This window comes from Pontibacter kalidii (assembly GCF_026278245.1).
GTDB classification, from domain to species: Bacteria; Bacteroidota; Bacteroidia; order Cytophagales; family Hymenobacteraceae; genus Pontibacter; species Pontibacter kalidii.
This window is the reverse complement of record NZ_CP111079.1, coordinates 4,267,640-4,284,397: the sequence shown is the minus strand read 5'-3', so window position 1 is coordinate 4,284,397 and position 16,758 is coordinate 4,267,640. Positions and strand designations below refer to the sequence as shown.

The window sequence follows — 16,758 nt, the reverse complement described above, 5'->3', positions numbered from 1 at the left end:
ACAACTGGAACGATAGTTGCAATGCGGGACTAAGGCCTCCTGGCTGGTACTAAATGAGCTTATATAACTACCATATGAAGAAACTTACCTTTTTACTTTCTGCCATACTTTTACTGGCTGCGGCATCCACGGCCTCTGCTCAGGTGCGCCGCCAGGCAGCGGAGCCCTCGCGCAGCGTTGTGCTGAAGGCCAACGTGCTAAGCCCCTTTGTGTTAACAGCGTCCGGCTTTGTGGAGTATGCCTTTGCCCCGCATATGAGCGCCCAGTTCGGAGCCTTCACCACGGGTGCCTCTTATAAGGACGTTGAGTTTAGCGGCTACGGCTTTACGCCGGAGGTACGCTATTACCTCTCTGACACGAAAGAGGCTCCCAGAGGCGTTTATGTAGCCGGTTATGGCCGAATACTGAACTACAAGCTGACGGTGGACGACAAGGAGGAAGGGGAAACCTACGAGGCGACCTACAAGCCGATAGGTGCCGGTATAGCTGCCGGTAACCAATGGATCTTTAACAGCGGCATTTCGGTGGACCTGTTTATGGGCCTGGGCGTAAATGGCGGTAGCCTTAAAGTGAAGACAGGCACGGAGGATGATTTTGACCTTGGCTTCCTGAACCTGGTTGGCAGCGGTGTCCGCTTCAGGCCGGGTCTAACGATTGGCTATAGTTTTTAAGCACAGAAAGGCTGAAATAATAAAGACTCCTGCTTCAGTAGCTGAGGCAGGAGTCTTTTATGATATTCCTTTTAGCTGCAGTTCATCTTCAGCTATACTTCCATAGCCGCCTCTCTGGCGCAAACGTCCGCTTGTGCCTCTACTTGCGCTACATTCTCCGCTGGCGCGAGTTTGCAACTCGTGTCCTGCTATGGTGCCGGGTTTGCAACCCTACTGACTCGCAGAGCCATGCTTCATACTTTTACAATCCTAGCCGCTGCTTCCCGCAACCTGAACCAAGCTATCCTTCCAAACCACGGCTGACCCTGCAACCCCACAAGCGGCTCGTTTCATTTATACTTTCTGCTCTCAAGCCCGAGAGGGCTCGTCCTCGGGCATCGCGCTGGGAGCTTTTCCTTTGCTCCTGCGTCGCAATGTCTCGCTCACGCTCGCCACCGGAAAAACTCGCATAGGCGCTCAACCCAAGGACTGGGTATCAGTTCGAAAGCCGCTGCCATTGCTATGGAACAAGTATAAGTCCCCCTTTGAAGGGGGCAGGGGGATGACCCTGAATAGCCCAAGCTATGAAACTTATACTTTAGCCAGAGCAGTTACAGAGCTCCCCTCCTTAGTTAAGGAGGGGTAGGGGTGGTTGGACCCGGTACGGCAGAAACCTCAGCTCATACTTCCCTGCAAACCTCAACTTTAATCTTTTAAAAGCTCAACATGCCAATGGCTGCGGCGGCGGCTTCCACTCCTTTGTTACCGTGCTTGCCTCCTGCTCTGTCCAGGGCTTGCTCCAGGTTGTTGGTCGTCACCAAACCAAACGACACGGGCTTGTTGAACTTCAGGGCCACGTTGGTGAGTCCGTTAGCCACAGCGTTATTGATGTAGTCATCATGCTTGGTATCGCCTTTGATGACCACGCCGATGCAGATCACCGCATCTATCTCCTCCTGCAGGGCCAGGAACTGCGCCCCCAGCGTCAGCTCAAAGCTGCCGGGTACGGTGTTGATGTAGATGTTCTCTTTTTTAGCACCGTGTTTCAGCAGGGTATCCACAGCTCCCTGGCATAGTACGCTGGTAATATCGTCGTGCCACTCGGCCACCACGATTCCAAAGGTTTTCTCCGAGATATCTGTAAATTTTTCCTGACTGTACTCGCTCAGGTTCTTTAGTGCTGTAGCCATACTTTAGTTGGTTATTCGTTACTAGTCGTTCGTTATTCGTGCTAAAAAATAATACAGCAGACTTTTTATACTTCAGGCTGCCGCATACTCTCAGCTGACAAAATACCAATAAAAAAGCGCTCCTGCCCAGGGCAAAAGCGCTTTTTATACTATAGGCATACGCCTGTTTATACTTTAGTTTTTACCGCCTGCCAGCATTTCGGCACGGGCCTTAAACTTCTTGGCGTCCGTTACCTCCGCAGAAGCCACGTAATCCTTAATGATCTGATCGTATACTTCAGCGGCAGCGCTGTAGTTGTTGCCAGCCTCGTAAGCAATGCCCGCCTTCATCAGGTACTGCGGCGAGAAGAATTCGTTCGCGTTATGGTTAGCGGCTTTTTTATACTGATCTGCAGCCTCGTTGTGCTTACCCTGCTCCAGCAGCGCATCGCCAGTCAGGCTATAGGCACGGGCCTGCAGCAGGTAGTCGTCCGACTCAAAATCCTGCAAGCGCTCGGCAGCCTCCGCAAACTGACCCTGCTTCAGGAGTGCCACGCCAGCATAGAAGTCAGCCAGGTTTCCGGCTTCCGTACCGCTATACTCATCTGCAATCTCCAGCAGGCCCATGTTCTGGCCATCCCCGTTCAGGGCCTTGCTCAATGAGTCGGCCTCGAAGTAGTATACTGCCTGGAACATGGCGTTTTGCGCCTCCACGTTCTGCGTGCTGCGGTAGTTGTAGTACAGGAAACCACCCACAATAACAGCAGCGATGGCAATGAATACTCCCAGCAGCTTTGATTTGTTTTTCTTCACAAAGTCCTCTGAGCCGTACAGGCGTTGCGCCAGTGCATCAGGGTTCTCAACCAGCTCCTCAAACTCGCTGTGGTTTTTAACTGTTTCTTTTGCCATCAGTGTGTTATTCAATTATAACTTCAAAAGTATGAATTAAAAGTAATTAGAATCAATACTTGTAGATGCTGAACATCAAATTTACAACTTTTAATTCCTGATTTACCTAAAAATCCGCCTTAGTCCATGATGAATGGATAATTCGGCTCGATGTAGATGTCAGTATAAAGCTCTTCCGGCTCCGGATACGGCGAGTTCTCGGCAAACTCAACCGACTCGGCCACCTGCTGCTTCACCTTCTCATCGATCTGGTCCAGCTCCTCTTCGGTTGCCCAGCCGTTCTTCAGGATTGTCGCTTTCACGGCCTCTATCGAGTCGCGGCCTTTGTAGCCTTCCAGTTCCTCCTTGGTTCTGTACTTGGCAGGGTCCGACATGGAGTGGCCTTTGTAGCGGTAGGTTCTGAACTCCAGCAGGGTTGGGCCTTCGCCGGCGCGGGCACGCTCAGCGGCTCTCGCTACGGCTTCGTGCACGTTCTCCACCTCCATGGCGTCTACCGGCTCAGAAGGGATGTCGTAGCTCTCGCCCAGTTGGTAAAGCTCCACCACGTTGGAAGTACGCTGCACAGAGGTACCCATGGCGTAGCCGTTGTTCTCGATCACGAAGATCACTGGCAGCTTCCAGGTCATGGCCATGTTCAGGGCCTCGTGGAAGGCTCCCTGGCGAACGGCACCGTCACCCATATAGGTGATGCACACGTTGCCGGTCTTGTTATACTTCTCGGCGAAGGCAATACCTGCGCCCATTGGTATCTGCGCCCCCACGATACCGTGACCACCCATAAAATTCACCTCTTTGTCGAACATGTGCATGGAGCCGCCTTTGCCCTTGGAGCAGCCGGTAGCCTTGGCAAACATCTCTGCCATGATGGCATTAGGGCTGGTGCCCAGCGCCAACGGATGTGCGTGGTCGCGGTAAGCCGTGATCCACTTATCATCTTTCTGAAGGGCAGAAGCAGCACCGGCCGCACAGGCCTCCTGACCGATGTACAGGTGGCAGAAGCCCTTGATCTTCTGCTGGCCGTACAACTGGCCCGATTTCTCCTCAAAGCGGCGCATGAGCTTCATCTTCTCATACCACCACATGTATGTTTCCTTTGAAAACTTTGGCTCAGCCTGTACCTTTGCTTTCGCCGACTTCGCTTTTGCCTTATCTTTCGTATCAGCCATGAGTAATAGTCTATGTGCGTTTAAGATGTCCGTTTGTACTTTTGGGCGCTAACCGCCTAAAACTGCGGCAAATATAGCCCAAAACGGTATATCCTGCGAAATTAAGGAAAAAGATATCAATTAGAAATTAAATGCTCCTCGAAAATCTCGGTTTGCTGTTTTTCAAAAATTACGAAGAAGCTGCGCTTAGCTTTTCGGAGCATATCAACTGCTTTATCGGCGATAACGGCAGCGGCAAAACCAACTTGCTCGACGCCATCCACTACCTCTCCATGACCAAGAGCGCCTTTCCGGGCACCGACGCGCAAAGTATAAAGCAGGGCGAGGAGTTTTTTATGGTGAAAGGCCGCTTTGATATTTCGGGCGAGAAACACACGGTGCAGGTGAGCCTGAAGCAGGGGCAGAAGAAGACCGTGACGCATAACAAGGCACTGTACGAGAAGATCAGCGACCACATTGGCCGCTTTCCGGTGGTGCTCATCTCGCCGTACGACACCGACCTGATACGCGAGGGCAGCGAGGAGCGCCGCAAGTACTTCGACAGCCTTATGTCGCAGTTCGACCACGTGTACCTGGAGCAGCTCATACAGTATAATTACTTTCTGAAGCAGCGTAACTCCCTGCTCAAGCAGTTTGCCGAGCGCCATTACTTCGACCGCGATTACCTGCAGATCCTGAACGAACAGCTGGTGCCGCTTGGAGAGGAGCTGGCGCAGGCGCGGCAGCGCTTCCTGCAGGACTTCGTGCCGATCTTCCAAAAGCACTACCACCACATCTCCGACAGCCACGAGGAGGTGTCGCTTACCTATAAAAGCCAGCTGGAGGGCAATGATTTTGCCTACCGGCTACAGCAGGCCGAGCGCAAGGACATGGCGCTGCAGCGCACCACTGTGGGGCCTCACAAAGATGATTTCGTGTTTTTGATGGATGGCAACCCAGTGAAGAGCTTCGGCTCGCAGGGCCAGCAGAAAAGCTATGTCATCGCCCTGAAGCTGGCGCACTTTGAGGTAATGGACCAGCGGCAGCACCACAAGCCCCTGCTCCTGCTTGACGACATTTTTGACCGTCTCGACGAGAAGCGCATCACCAAGCTCATGCAAATGGTGGCCGCCCATACCTTCGGCCAGATTTTCCTGACGGACACGCACCTGGAGCGCACCGACAAAATACTCGAAGGCCTCTCGGAAAGTATCCGTAGATTTGAGGTAAGGGAGGGAGTAGTGAAGGTGATTGGGTAATGATGAACAACTTTTTCTTTATCTAGGGTGAAGTATGCAGAACAAACATGAGATAGAGGAATACTTTTTCAAAAAGTTAACTGAGCTCTTTCCTTCGCTTCCTAAAGGTAATTTAAGTAAACCTGAACCACCTGATTTTTTAATTGATACAGGTACAGAGACAATAGCTGTTGAAATAACTCAGATCCATAATGAAAAAGGACCTAAAGAGAAATTTCCTCCAGCTCAGAAGCATGCCACAGAAGACTCTATTTTAGAAACTGCGCAAGCACTATTTTCCCAAAGGAATAACATTCCTTTACACATGAGCTTTACCTTTGCCAACAACATTCTTTTAAGTGAAAAACAAAGGCAGGCTTTATCTAGGCAGATTTGTGAAATGGTAGAAACTGAGATATACGGGAGAGAACTTGAAGGGCATTTCTCGTTTCATTTAAGAGATAATCTGCCGCAAGAACTGCTTCGTATTAGTGGCTACTACTTTCCAAACGTCACAGGTGTTAGTTGGTATTCTGCAAAAGGAAGACTAGTGCCTAACCTTACAAAAAGAGAAATATTGAGTGTTCTCAGAGTAAAGGAAAAGAAATTGAAGAGGTACATCGACAAAGTAGATAAGGCAATACTTGTAATAGCTGAAGGTCTTATTCCCAATTCTTGGTTCGATGACATAGAAATTTTTGAGCAGAATGAGTTTGTGAGTCAGTTTGGCAAGGTGTTTATCATCCGCTACTTATCTGACCAGTTGATCGAGCTAAAATAAATGCTGATTTTATCCAGCTTTAAATTCTTCATTTTACATTCCTAATTTACACACCACCCACCCCAATTACCCATGCGCTACTACAAGAAGAAAGAGGCGATTGATAAACGCAAGGCAGACATCCAACCGATTGGGGAGAGCCTGAAGGCGCTGATGCAGGCCTACCGCCTGGATGGTAAGCTGAGCGAGGTACAGCTGGTGCAGAACTGGGAGAAGATCATGGGCAAGCCCATCGCCCTGAAGACGCAGCAGCTATACTTTAAAGACGGAAAACTATTCGTAAAACTGACCTCGGCCCCGCTCAAGCACGAGCTTAATATGTCTAAAAGTAAGGTAATTGATATCCTGAACACCGAGGCAGGCAGCGATGTGGTGAAGGACATCGTGTTTCTGTAAGCAACAGCGCACCTGTAAATGGAGTATAGTTATAGCAGAATAGCTATACTTACCCATGACCGATACTCCAAATTTCCGCCCCGTTTCCTATTCCCGCACCACCCTTACCGAGCTCATGATCCCGAGCTACGCCAACTTCGGGGGCAAAATACATGGCGGCATACTTCTTTCTTTGATGGACAAAGTAGCCTATGCCTGTTCTGCCAAGCATGCCGGCAATTACTGTGTCACGGTTTCCGTGGAGGGCGTTAATTTTCTGCAGCCCGTAGAGGTAGGTGAACTGGTATCGCTGAAGGCCTCGGTGAACTACGTGGGCAACACCTCGCTGATGGTGGGCATCCGGGTTGTGGCCGAGAACGTGAAAACCGGCAAGGTAAAGCACACCAACACCTCCTACTTCACCATGGTGGCCAAAGGCGACGACGACAAACCAGCCCAGGTGCCCGGTCTTCTACTTGAAACCCGCGAAGACGGCCGGCGCTTTCTGGAGGCCATTAAGCGCCGGGAACTCTCGCGCCGCTACCAGACAGAGCTTGCCAACTCCAAAACCATACTTCAGGTAGAGAAAGAGCTGCACTTGCTGCAGCAGGAGCGGTGTAAGGTGGCGTTTTAATTTGTCTGAATCAGGATTTGCAGGATGCAAGGATTTCTGTGAGGCCAAGTCTAACCACCGCTATAGTACCCCAGCCCAGCCCTCCCCTAAGAACAAGGGAGGGGATTGGAAAGTACCGGCTCCAACCACCCCTACCCCTCCTTGGTTAAGGAGGGGAGCCTGCTACTGCTTTAGCCAAAGTATAATTTCTATAGCCGCTGTTCTTGCGCGGACAGGTCGCGACCTGTCCCTACAAAGTATAACCCCCCCCTTAGCCCCTCCGAGGAGGGGAATTGCTCGTGAACGATTATCATCCCCCTGCCCCCTTCCAAGGGGGACTTGGCTGAAGCTTCGTCAGCGGTGGCTATCGAAAACTGATTCCAGTCCTTGGGTTGAGCGCCTATGCGAGTTTTTCCGGTGCTGAACGAAGTGAGGCAGCCCGAGGTACGAGGGCAGGAAAAGCTCCCAGCGCGATGCCCTTATCGAGGGCCCCTACCCCCAAGACGAGCCCTCCCGGGCTAGAGGGAGCCAAAGCCAGAAATGAAACAATACAGGTTGTAAAGCCGTGGATGAACTACAGCTAGCAAGGATAGCTTGTGTCCAGTTGCAAACAGCAGCGGCTAAGCGAAGGCACAAGCGGACGCTTGCGCCAGTGAAAGTATAAAGTATATCAGCAAGTATAAACTGAAGTATAAAAGTATAGCCCGAGTATGAAGTATGGCGCTGTGAGCCAGTCGGGTTACAAATCCAACGAATAAAAGGACACGGGCTGCAAGCCCGCGCCAGCGGAGGCGCTTGCCCCAGGGAAAGTATGAAAGTATAGCTCAAGTATAAGTATGGCTTTTCAAGCCAGTCGGGTTGCAAACTCGACATCACTGTAGGACACAAGTCTGAAGACTTGCGCCAGGGAAAAAGCCAAATTCACAAGCGGACGCTTGGCGAGGCTACAAAAGCATGATAGAAACTCCTCCGACTCCCATTTCTCCCCCATCCTTTGTACCTTGTATCTCTGATTTTACTTTACAAAAGATACATGACTACAAAATCTACCCTTAAACCGCTGCTGGCGCTCCTGCTGCTGGGCGGCGCCCCCTTACTCACCCCAACCCAAAGTATAGCCCAGGAAGTAGTGCGCCAGGACGACGATATCAAGAAGATGATTAACCAGCTGTCGGCCGAGAACCTGGAGCAGCTCGTGCGAAAAATGGTGAGCTTCGGCACGCGCCATACCCTGAGCACGACCACCAGCAAGAAAGAAGGCATCGGCGCGGCCCGCGAGTGGGTGAAGTCGGAGTTTGAAAAATATGCCCAGGCCTCCGGCGGCCGCATGGCCGTGGAGATGGACAAGTTCGTGGTGAAGGCCGATGGCCGACGCGTGCCGCAGGATACGGAGATGGCCAATGTCATCGCCACCCTGAAAGGCACCGACCCGAACGATGACCGCGTGATCATCGTAGGCGCCCACCTCGACTCCAGGGCTACCGACGTGATGGACGCCAAGAGCAAGGCCCCAGGCGCAAACGATGATGCCTCGGGTGTGGCGATGGTGATGGAAATGGCCCGCGTGATGGCCTCGCAGAAGTTTCCGGCTACGCTGATGTTCGTGGCTTTCCAGGGTGAGGAACAGGGCCTGTACGGCTCCACGCATCTGGCGGAACGCGCTAAGAAAGAGGGCTGGAACCTGATCGCGATGCAGAACAACGACATTGTAGGCAACTCCTACTCCGCCGAAACAGGCCTGCACGACAACACCAAAGTGCGCATCTTCAGCGAAGGCGTGCCTGCCGGCGAAACAGAGGAACAAGCCCGCCTGCGCAGAACCCTCGGCACCGAGAACGACAGCCCGAGCCGCAACCTGGCCCGCTACATGGAAGCTGTCGGTGAAAAGTATGTGGACCAGATGGACGTAGTGCTGGTGCACCGCTCCGACCGCTTCCTGCGCGGCGGCGACCACACGCCGTTTAACCGCCAAGGTTTTACAGCGGTGCGCATGAGCGAGATGAACGAGGATTTTGACCACCAGCACCAGGACGTGCGCAAGGAGAACGGCAAGCAGTATGGCGACCTGCCCGAGTTCATGGACTTTGAGTACCTGCGCAAGAACACCGCCGTAAACCTGGCAAGTATGGCCAGCCTGGGCTGGGCTCCGGCCGCCCCGGAGAAAGTCGGCGTGCTCACCTCCGGCCTCACCAACAAAACCGATCTAGAGTGGCAGGCTCCCGGCAAAGGGCAAAAGCCAGCCGGATATTATGTACTTGTGCGCCCGACGCACGCCTCTAACTGGGAAAAGAAGTTCTACGTGACCGATACCAAGGCCACCCTGCCCTACTCCAAAGATAACTACTTCTTTGCGGTGCAGTCGGTAGATAAAGAGGGACACGCTAGCTTACCTGTATTGCCGGTGCCTGTTAGATAAGTATAAATCAACCTGAGATGAAGCGATTACGGCACCTCATACCTTGCCTGCTGCTCCTGCTGCCTGCCCATATTTTGCTGGCCCAGGAGCAGGAGATAAAGGTAACCAGAATAGCCCCCAAAGTATGGGTGCACACCTCGTACAGTACTTACCAGGGAGCTCTGGTCCCGTCGCATGGCCTGGTGGTTTCTACCAAAGAGGGCGCGGTGCTGATAGATACCGGCTGGGGCAACGAGCCCACGGAGCAGCTGCTGGCATGGGTAAAGACCAACCTGAAGCAATCGGTAAAAGTATGCGTGCCCACGCACTGGCACGACGACAAGCTGGGTGGCATGGGTGCGGTGCAGCAGCAGGGCATTCCGGTAATGACCTCGGAACTGACAGCCAGCCTTGCCGCCGAACACGGCAAGGGCACCCCGGACGTTACCTTCGCTGCAGACACCACCTTTACGGTAGGCGGGCAGCAGTTTGAAGTATACTTCCCCGGCGGCGGGCACACGGCCGACAACGTGGTGGTGTACCTGCCGCAGCAAAAGATCCTGTTCGGCGGTTGTTTTGTAAAAGATGGCCGGTCAAAGAGCCTGGGAAACATCGCCGATGCTGACCTTAAAAGCTGGCCTATCGCCATCCGTAAGGTGCAGCAGCGCTACCCAAAGGCTAAGTTAGTCGTGCCGAGCCACGGCCCCTGGGGCGATCAATCCCTACTTAGCCATACGTTGAAGTTACTGCAGGAACAGCAGAAATAACCACATAAAGGAGTATAAAACAAGAGGCCGGAGTCACTTATGCCCCGGCCTCTTGTTTTATACGTTGTGGGTTCCGTTGTTTACTCAATCCCGCTTTACCAATTTGTTAAAGTTGCCGTTCGGATCGTGGAGCAGGGCCAGGTTGTTGCTGTCGAACTCTTTGAAGAACTCCTCCCAGCTAATCTCCTCAAAGCTGCTGTTGTCGTCGCTTTTCTTCGGGAAGTGGATGCGCAGCACCCCCTCGCCGCTGCCGTCGTCTTCGGTGCCCTTTATCACGCTGGGCACGCCACCGTGCTTTTTGGCCCACTCCTGTATCTCCTTGTGGTTAGTTGTTTTCTTAGATTCGCTCATGACTTTACTGTTGTTTTAAGTTTGTTTCGCTGCAGGTAAACTATACGCGCCGAACAGGGCAAAGGATAGGAAACAAAAAGCAGCCCCAAGACAGGGCTGCTTTTGCTATTGGTTGGGTTGTATTCTCTTCGCTACAATTTGCCTACGCGCGCCGCAGAGGTTACATCAGAGGTGATGCTGGGGCTGCCTTTGTAGTATACTGCGGAGGCTCCTGAAGCATTGATGTCCAGCCCCTCCTGCGCAAACACCTTCACGCTGCTCGCTCCGCTGGCCTGTACCCTCACCTGGCGCGCCTCCAGTTCCGATGCCTCCATCTTAGAAGCTCCTGACAGCTGCATGGTCAGCTCATTGGTCTTGCCCAGCAGCTCTACTTTGCTTGCGCCACTCAGGTTGCCTTTAATCTGCTCCGTCACGATGGCCAGTTTCACGTTGGAGCCGCCGCTCATCTCCAGTTTCAGCGCGGGGGATTTAAAGCTGGAGTTACCGATCACCTTCACGCCGCCGCTGATGCTGAGGCTCTCCAGATCCTTCAGTGTCACAAAGGCTTTCATCCCCTTGGTGCTGCTGATGTCCTTGTCGTTGTAGATGTGCAGCACGCCGTTGCGCACTTCGGTTTTGATGTTGTTGAGGAGGTTCTCCTCGGCCTCCAGGCGCACCCCTTCGTTGCTGCCCTGGGTCAGCTCCACCACAAAGCCGCCGCCCACGTCAATGCCCTTTATACCGGACACGCTTCTGTTTTGCGTCGCCATCTGGCCGTTGCCGCGCAGGCTCTGCGCCATGGCACCCGGCACGTTCAGCAGCATAAAGGCGAGGAACATCAGCCCGAGCGCCGCTCTGTGTAAATTGTTGATCTTCATAGACAGTATGAGTTTTAGTGAGTTGTTCTTTTAAATTTTATATCCAGCGAAATTATGCATAAAAGATGCCGGATTTTCCGGAAGGTTGCCTGCAGCCGCAAAAAACTTTTTCAGGCGCGTCCAACACCTCCTATGCCTGCCTTTCTGCCAGCGGCTTGTTCATCCAACCCTGAAAAATAAACGCCCCCGCCAGGTAAGCCAGCACATCCCACGGGTCGGCGGTGTAGCGGCGGTGCAGCAGCGGCAACAGCCCCTCAAACACCAGGCTGAACAGCAGCAGCGCCAGCAAGGTATAGCGCAGCGGCAGCACAAAGTATGGATTTCTAAAGTATAAACGCTCGGCTGCCAAGGCGATGGTCAGCGTCAGGGGCAGCGCCAGCAGGTCGTCGAGGTGCGTGTGCAGCGGCCGGATGTAAATACCCGCCAGTTCCAGCGCCTGGTTGGCCGCAGCAAGTATAAAAGAGGCAATAAAGAGCGGTTGCTTAAAAGTGGCCATGGCTACAATGCCACCAGTCCAACGGCCAGCATAATACTGCCCAGTACCAGTAGGAAAATCTCGACAGGGGTCAGGTTTTTAAACCACTCGGGCCTGGGGGTAGCCAGCAACTGGCCGCACTCCGGGCATTGCTTGGTTCTGCGGGGCACGACGGCGCCGCAGTTAGGGCAGGTTTTGGTAGATGGGGTTTCGGATGTAGCCATGCTACAAGCGTACGCACCAAAAGCTAAAAAGCTGCCGCTTTTACTCCAGCACCGGCTTCATAAGCAGGCCCAGCACCAACCCAACGGCATACAGCAGCACCAGGGGCAGCACCTGCGCCACGGTGATGTCCGCAGTATCCGGCCGGAGGCTGTACATCAACAGGCCCAGCAAGAAAACACCACAGGTGAACAGAAGGGACGTGTATAGTTTAGTCATAGGCAATCTAATATTATACAATACCTATACTTAATTATGTACTAGTAAGTTACAGTAAAATCAGCCTTTTACACAAACTATGTTTATACATAGATAAGCGATTGTTAGAAAATACATATAAACGATGGCAGAGAAGTTATCTCAGCGGAGCCGCTGCCTCTATAGTCCCAAACGCTGCTTTTACCGGCTTCCGGGAGGAGGATAAGCGGCTAAAAAACTTTCAGCAACCCGAAAGGGTAAAACTGTACACAAAAACAAAAGCGATGACACAGACCAAAGTAGATACTGTATACTATACCATCACCCGCGGCGACAGCCCCTTGGTGGCCACGGCCATCCATAACGGGCACGAGGTGCGCCACAACCTACGCGCGCTGTATAACCTCACGCCTCAGGAGCGGCTGCGCGAGGAAGACCCCTTCACGGCAGAGTGGGTAAGTATAACCGACAACCAGATTACGGGCCATTATTCCCGTTTCGAGCTGGACCTGAACCGCCCGCCCAAGAAGGCTATTTACCGCAAGCCTGAGGATGCCTGGGGCCTGCAGGTATGGAAAGAGGAGCTGCCGGAGGAACTGGCCAGGGAGTCGATGAAGCGCTACGACAAGTTTTATGAGGATGTGAAGCAGATGCTGACGCAGCTGCTGGACGAGCATGCCTGCCTGGTGATTTACGACCTCCATACGTACAACCACCGCCGCGAGGGACCTACAGGTCCGGCCGCCGACCCAGAAGAGAACCCGGAGGTGAACATCGGCACGGGTAACATGAACCGGGAGAAGTGGGCGCCGGTGGTGGAGGCGCTCATGCACAGCCTGAGCAACCACAACTACCAGGGCCGCAAGCTGGATGTGCGTGAAAACGTAAAGTTTGAAGGGGGGCACTTTATGCGCTGGATCCACGACACCTTCGGCGACAAAGTATGCGTGATGAGCATTGAGTTTAAGAAGTTCTTTATGGATGAGTGGACCGGCGAGCCTGACCAGGCGCAGGTGCAGGAGATACGGCAGGCGCTGCAGCAAAGTACCCGCCCCGTGCTGGAGGCGCTGGCCCAGGTATGCCAGGTGTAGTGTGCGTATGTCGTAGCACGTATCATGTAGCTCGACCCTATTTATAGATTTAATGCATGGAAAATCGTGCTACGTGATACGCAGAAATCCTCTAGAGAATATACTTCACCCCAACCTGCTGAACACATTTAGCCATGATAGAAAGTATAACCGACAGCTTTGTAAAGAAAGTCACCCGGAGCCTGAAGCGCGGCAAGCAGGTGCACCGCCGCCTGCCCGACGGCGGGCTACTCTACATCGATCGGCCCCTGCCTTTTCTCCTGCTTTTCCGCCATCCTGCCGGCCAGCCCGACCATGCCACCGCCGATTTCCTGAAAGCCAGTGCCGCTTACATCATCTCGCATGAGGAGCGCACCGAGGAGCTGCGGCCGCTGGTGCAAGGTATAGCCCGGGCCATGGCCGATAAGTTTGGTGCCTTTATGGTGATCGAGCTGATGGCCGCCCCTGCCGACACGGCCGATCCGCCGCTGTTTAAGGTGCTGGGGCCGGAGGAGCAGCTGCCTACCACCACCGAGACCATCGTAAAGGAGCTGCAAAGTATAAAGCTCACCCGGATCCACACTTCTGTGGAGGTAGAGAGCAACGCCCCGCTGCTACAGGAGCCGCACTGCCTGATGCCGGAGGAGGACCTTAAGAAAAGCGGCATCCTGATGCTGGGGCTGCAGTTGAAACCGATCTACAAAAACACCGCCACCGGCAAGATCTACCCCCTGCTGCTGCGCACGCTCCGCGCAAGAGTGGCCAACGCCCTAAAGAAAACTGTTTTCGACTTTGTGAGCGTGCAGACCACGCACCATCCGGTGCATTTCCAGGCGCTGGGGCGGCAGTCGGTAAACCGCGTGGTGTGGCGCATCGATAAGCAGCTGACAAGTATAAGCGATCAGTTCCGGTTCCTGCTGCTGGTAACGCCGGTGAACAACAACGAGGCCTGGGCGGAGTTTAAAAAGGCAAAGTATAACAAGCTGCCTACCTTCCATTACCGCCTCATGCCTATCGATGCGGACCAACTCAAGCGCAAGCTCTACAACATCCCGATCGAGAAGGTGGACGACCCGACGCTGGGCTACCTCTTCCGCGACAAGCGCCACGAGCTGGACAAGATGCTGACCATGCTTGCAGACCGCAATACACCCGATTTCCTGTACAGCAGCATGCAGCTCTACGGCACTGTGGACGACCAGCTGCTGAAAGTGGCCGAAGGGATACTTGCCGCCATTCCCCAGCCCACCCGCAGCAACGCGGTCGACATTATACCTGTGCCTGAGTTTGTGGCGCAGGCCGAGCGGGAACTGGCCTTTTTAAGGGAGCAGTACCCGGCTTTAGACTCCGGCGTGGATGTGCGTGACGATATCATAGGGCTGATCGTGTCGAAAGGCAGGCTGAACGTGGGCACCGACGCCAAGATTCCGCGCCATCGCGCCGAGGCCCTGATCCAGCACGAGGTAGGCACCCACATCCTGACCTACTTTAACGGTAAGGCACAGCCGCTGCAACAGCTCTACGTGGGCAGCCCCGGCTACGAGGAGCTGCAGGAGGGGCTGGCCGTGCTGAGCGAGTGGCTGGTGGGCGGACTGGACCAGGACCGTCTGCGCATACTGGCCGCGCGCGTAGTGGCCGTCTATCACCTTTCCAAGGGCTGTAACTTTATAGATAACTTCCGGCGCCTGAAAGACGAGTACCTTTTTGACGACGAAACGGCCTGGAACGTGGCCATGCGCGTGCACCGCGGCGGCGGCCTCACCAAAGACGCTGTGTACCTGCGGGGGCTGGTGCACCTGCTTAGCTATTTGAAGGAAGGAAATGAGTTGGAACCGCTGCTCATCGGCAAGATCCGGCAGGACTACATCCCCATTGTGCAGGAGCTGATTTACCGCAATGTGCTACGCCCCATGCCCATCAAGCCGCGCTACCTCCTCGACCCGCGCCTAAAACCAAAGCTGGAACAACTAAAAGCCGGTATTTCAGTATTTAACCTACTGTGATCTTCCAGCTATATCCACGAACAAAAAAGCACCCACATGACAGTAGGATTTGTAGTAAATAATATAGAGACTGAAAAGGCAGTTTATACCACCATTTTCCTGGCGCAGCGCCTGCACAACGCCGGACACACCGTTTACCTGATGGGCGTAGGCGATCTGGCTTACTACCCGGACGGCTACATGGGCGCCATGGCCGTGTGCGCGGATCCGAACCATAAGTATAAATCACCGGCCACCTACATCGATTACATCCATAGCGAGAAGGCGCAAAAAATGCGTATTACTGCCCGCGAGCTGGATGTGCTGATGCTGCGAAACGACCCGTCATCGGAGCCGGAAGGACGCTCCTGGGCACAGAATGCAGGTATTATCTTCGGGCAGCTAGCCATGCGCCACGGCGTGATCGTGCTCAACGACCCCACCTCGCTCTCCGATGCGGTTAATAAAATGTACTTCCAGCACTTCCCGGAGGCCGTTCGTCCGCGCACGCTCATTACCCGCGACAAAGAGGAGATAAAGCAGTTCTTTAACGAACAGAAAAACAACATTATACTTAAACCACTGCAGGGCTCTGGCGGATCGGGTGTGTTTATGGTAAAAAAGAAGGACTCCACCAACCTCAACCAGATCGTGGAGGCTATCAGCCGCGACGGGTACGTGATCGCGCAGGAATACCTGCCAGAGGCCACTGAAGGCGACGTGCGCCTGTTTGTGATGAACGGCGATGCCCTGCAGCACAAAGGGAAATACTGCGCCATACGCCGTGTGAACAGCGCTGACGATATCCGCAGCAACATACATGCCGGCGGTTCTGCCGTGGCGGCCAAGGTAGACCAGCGCATGCTGGACTTGGTGGAGCTCGTAAAGCCAAAGCTGATCCAGGACGGCATGTTCCTGGTTGGGTTAGATATAGTAGGCAACAAGCTGATGGAGATAAACGTCTTCAGCCCGGGTGCGCTGCCAACTGCCAGCGAACTGGAGGGAGTGGACTTTTCGGAGCCGGTGATTGCGGCCCTGGAGCGTAAGGTGCACTACAAGAAAACTTACGGCACGCAGATCGACAACAAAACCGTGGCGATGATCTAATGGAATAAACCGCTTAGAAACTACGAAAGCAGGGCCTCCACCCTGCTTTTTTCTTGCTTTGCCGGCTCTGCAGCTGCCGCGAACCCGTGTTTTAACGCCAGCTAAGTATAAATTGGCTCTTTTTTCTTTCTCCTGCGAAAAATTTAAAAGCTTTTACAACAGGCAAGGGATTGTATTATAAGGAGTTACGGCCCTGAATCAGAAGGAATAGAAAAAAGCGGAAAATCTTTTGAGACTTTCCTTTTGAAAATAGAATCAAACGGGTAATTTTGCACCCGAATTGAGAGAGACACTATATCGGAAGGCTAATATAGTTACCAATTCTTGTAACGTGCAAGCGCTCTTCCGATTTTTTTGAAATATTTTTTCAGTGGTCTAACATCAATTTTGGCAAGCCAGCGTTATAAATGCGCTTTGCCACCCCAGATAGCAGTAAGTTTACTAAAGATAAGGT

The 16,758-nt window shown here is 53.3% G+C and carries 18 protein-coding genes; 10 read left to right on the top strand and 8 right to left on the bottom strand.

Annotated features, from left to right (window positions below):
• Window positions 1–74 precede the first annotated feature (74 nt).
• Entirely contained in the window at window positions 75–671 is a 597-nt protein-coding gene (locus OH144_RS17960) for a DUF3575 domain-containing protein (protein ID WP_266203657.1), read from the top strand.
• A gap of 692 nt (window positions 672–1,363) precedes the next feature.
• Here the strand turns inward: OH144_RS17960 and ribH are convergent.
• The 3 genes from ribH to pdhA form a co-directional block, all read right to left on the bottom strand.
• The gene (gene ribH, locus OH144_RS17955) at window positions 1,364–1,840 is read right to left on the bottom strand and encodes a 6,7-dimethyl-8-ribityllumazine synthase (RefSeq protein ID WP_266203656.1); all 477 of its coding nucleotides are present in this window, start codon (window positions 1,838–1,840) and stop codon (window positions 1,364–1,366) included.
• 174 nt (window positions 1,841–2,014) lie between these two features.
• Complete coding sequence (locus tag OH144_RS17950; protein WP_266203655.1) at window positions 2,015–2,728, bottom strand: tetratricopeptide repeat protein; 714 nt, start codon at window positions 2,726–2,728, stop codon at window positions 2,015–2,017.
• A gap of 119 nt (window positions 2,729–2,847) precedes the next feature.
• Window positions 2,848–3,894, bottom strand: coding sequence for a pyruvate dehydrogenase (acetyl-transferring) E1 component subunit alpha (pdhA, locus tag OH144_RS17945; RefSeq protein WP_266203654.1), 1,047 nt, complete (start codon window positions 3,892–3,894; stop codon window positions 2,848–2,850).
• A 131-nt stretch (window positions 3,895–4,025) separates the two neighbouring features.
• Here pdhA and recF point away from each other — a divergent pair, with 131 nt between their 5' ends.
• From recF to bla, 6 genes are all read left to right on the top strand, one after another.
• On the top strand, window positions 4,026–5,132 hold the full coding sequence (gene recF, locus OH144_RS17940; protein ID WP_266203653.1) for a DNA replication/repair protein RecF: 1,107 nt from the start codon (window positions 4,026–4,028) through the stop codon (window positions 5,130–5,132).
• Window positions 5,133–5,166: 34 nt separating this feature from the next.
• On the top strand, window positions 5,167–5,892 hold the full coding sequence (locus OH144_RS17935) for a hypothetical protein (RefSeq protein WP_266203652.1): 726 nt from the start codon (window positions 5,167–5,169) through the stop codon (window positions 5,890–5,892).
• Window positions 5,893–5,964: 72 nt separating this feature from the next.
• Entirely contained in the window at window positions 5,965–6,288 is a 324-nt protein-coding gene (locus OH144_RS17930) for a DUF721 domain-containing protein (RefSeq protein WP_266203651.1), read from the top strand.
• 55 nt (window positions 6,289–6,343) lie between these two features.
• The gene (locus OH144_RS17925; RefSeq protein WP_266203650.1) at window positions 6,344–6,901 is read left to right on the top strand and encodes a hotdog domain-containing protein; all 558 of its coding nucleotides are present in this window, start codon (window positions 6,344–6,346) and stop codon (window positions 6,899–6,901) included.
• Window positions 6,902–7,913: 1,012 nt separating this feature from the next.
• Window positions 7,914–9,296, top strand: a complete 1,383-nt coding sequence (locus tag OH144_RS17920) for a M28 family peptidase (protein ID WP_266203649.1) — start codon at window positions 7,914–7,916, stop codon at window positions 9,294–9,296.
• A gap of 17 nt (window positions 9,297–9,313) precedes the next feature.
• The gene (bla, locus tag OH144_RS17915) at window positions 9,314–10,042 is read left to right on the top strand and encodes a subclass B1 metallo-beta-lactamase (protein ID WP_266203648.1); all 729 of its coding nucleotides are present in this window, start codon (window positions 9,314–9,316) and stop codon (window positions 10,040–10,042) included.
• A gap of 84 nt (window positions 10,043–10,126) precedes the next feature.
• On the opposite strand, the gene OH144_RS17910 is transcribed toward bla, so the two are convergent.
• From OH144_RS17910 to OH144_RS17890, 5 genes are all read right to left on the bottom strand, one after another.
• Complete coding sequence (locus OH144_RS17910; RefSeq protein ID WP_266203647.1) at window positions 10,127–10,393, bottom strand: hypothetical protein; 267 nt, start codon at window positions 10,391–10,393, stop codon at window positions 10,127–10,129.
• Window positions 10,394–10,524: 131 nt separating this feature from the next.
• The gene (locus tag OH144_RS17905) at window positions 10,525–11,250 is read right to left on the bottom strand and encodes a head GIN domain-containing protein (RefSeq protein ID WP_266203646.1); all 726 of its coding nucleotides are present in this window, start codon (window positions 11,248–11,250) and stop codon (window positions 10,525–10,527) included.
• Between the two features lie 130 nt (window positions 11,251–11,380).
• A complete protein-coding gene (locus tag OH144_RS17900; RefSeq protein ID WP_266203645.1) occupies window positions 11,381–11,746 on the bottom strand; it encodes a magnesium citrate secondary transporter in 366 nt (121 codons plus the stop codon).
• Between the two features lie 2 nt (window positions 11,747–11,748).
• Entirely contained in the window at window positions 11,749–11,949 is a 201-nt protein-coding gene (locus OH144_RS17895; protein ID WP_266203644.1) for a zinc-ribbon domain-containing protein, read from the bottom strand.
• 40 nt (window positions 11,950–11,989) lie between these two features.
• Window positions 11,990–12,166 carry a hypothetical protein gene (locus OH144_RS17890; protein WP_266203643.1) on the bottom strand — a complete coding sequence of 59 codons (177 nt, stop codon included), beginning with the start codon at window positions 12,164–12,166 and terminating at the stop codon, window positions 11,990–11,992.
• Window positions 12,167–12,429: 263 nt separating this feature from the next.
• Here OH144_RS17890 and OH144_RS17885 point away from each other — a divergent pair, with 263 nt between their 5' ends.
• From OH144_RS17885 to OH144_RS17875, 3 genes are all read left to right on the top strand, one after another.
• The gene (locus OH144_RS17885; RefSeq protein WP_266203642.1) at window positions 12,430–13,236 is read left to right on the top strand and encodes an N-formylglutamate amidohydrolase; all 807 of its coding nucleotides are present in this window, start codon (window positions 12,430–12,432) and stop codon (window positions 13,234–13,236) included.
• Between the two features lie 134 nt (window positions 13,237–13,370).
• Complete coding sequence (locus OH144_RS17880) at window positions 13,371–15,218, top strand: flavohemoglobin expression-modulating QEGLA motif protein (RefSeq protein WP_266203641.1); 1,848 nt, start codon at window positions 13,371–13,373, stop codon at window positions 15,216–15,218.
• Between the two features lie 36 nt (window positions 15,219–15,254).
• Window positions 15,255–16,304 (top strand): glutathione synthetase, encoded by a 1,050-nt coding sequence (locus OH144_RS17875; protein ID WP_266203640.1) that lies wholly within the window; start codon window positions 15,255–15,257, stop codon window positions 16,302–16,304.
• Window positions 16,305–16,758: the final 454 nt, after the last annotated feature.

Bases quoted from the DNA above. Each gene is read 5' to 3' on its own strand.
- OH144_RS17950 (WP_266203655.1), bottom strand. From the start codon at position 2,728: ATGGCAAAAGAAACAGTTAAAAACCACAGCGAGTTTGAGGAGCTGGTT.
- OH144_RS17925 (WP_266203650.1), top strand. From the start codon at position 6,344: ATGACCGATACTCCAAATTTCCGCCCCGTTTCCTATTCCCGCACCACC.
- OH144_RS17905 (WP_266203646.1), bottom strand. From the start codon at position 11,250: ATGAAGATCAACAATTTACACAGAGCGGCGCTCGGGCTGATGTTCCTC.
- OH144_RS17895 (WP_266203644.1), bottom strand. From the start codon at position 11,949: ATGGCTACATCCGAAACCCCATCTACCAAAACCTGCCCTAACTGCGGC.
- OH144_RS17875 (WP_266203640.1), top strand. From the start codon at position 15,255: ATGACAGTAGGATTTGTAGTAAATAATATAGAGACTGAAAAGGCAGTT.
- OH144_RS17885 (WP_266203642.1), top strand. From the start codon at position 12,430: ATGACACAGACCAAAGTAGATACTGTATACTATACCATCACCCGCGGC.
- recF (WP_266203653.1), top strand. From the start codon at position 4,026: ATGCTCCTCGAAAATCTCGGTTTGCTGTTTTTCAAAAATTACGAAGAA.
- pdhA (WP_266203654.1), bottom strand. From the start codon at position 3,894: ATGGCTGATACGAAAGATAAGGCAAAAGCGAAGTCGGCGAAAGCAAAG.
- OH144_RS17880 (WP_266203641.1), top strand. From the start codon at position 13,371: ATGATAGAAAGTATAACCGACAGCTTTGTAAAGAAAGTCACCCGGAGC.
- OH144_RS17930 (WP_266203651.1), top strand. From the start codon at position 5,965: ATGCGCTACTACAAGAAGAAAGAGGCGATTGATAAACGCAAGGCAGAC.
- bla (WP_266203648.1), top strand. From the start codon at position 9,314: ATGAAGCGATTACGGCACCTCATACCTTGCCTGCTGCTCCTGCTGCCT.
- OH144_RS17935 (WP_266203652.1), top strand. From the start codon at position 5,167: ATGCAGAACAAACATGAGATAGAGGAATACTTTTTCAAAAAGTTAACT.
- OH144_RS17960 (WP_266203657.1), top strand. From the start codon at position 75: ATGAAGAAACTTACCTTTTTACTTTCTGCCATACTTTTACTGGCTGCG.
- OH144_RS17900 (WP_266203645.1), bottom strand. From the start codon at position 11,746: ATGGCCACTTTTAAGCAACCGCTCTTTATTGCCTCTTTTATACTTGCT.
- OH144_RS17920 (WP_266203649.1), top strand. From the start codon at position 7,914: ATGACTACAAAATCTACCCTTAAACCGCTGCTGGCGCTCCTGCTGCTG.
- OH144_RS17910 (WP_266203647.1), bottom strand. From the start codon at position 10,393: ATGAGCGAATCTAAGAAAACAACTAACCACAAGGAGATACAGGAGTGG.
- ribH (WP_266203656.1), bottom strand. From the start codon at position 1,840: ATGGCTACAGCACTAAAGAACCTGAGCGAGTACAGTCAGGAAAAATTT.
- OH144_RS17890 (WP_266203643.1), bottom strand. From the start codon at position 12,166: ATGACTAAACTATACACGTCCCTTCTGTTCACCTGTGGTGTTTTCTTG.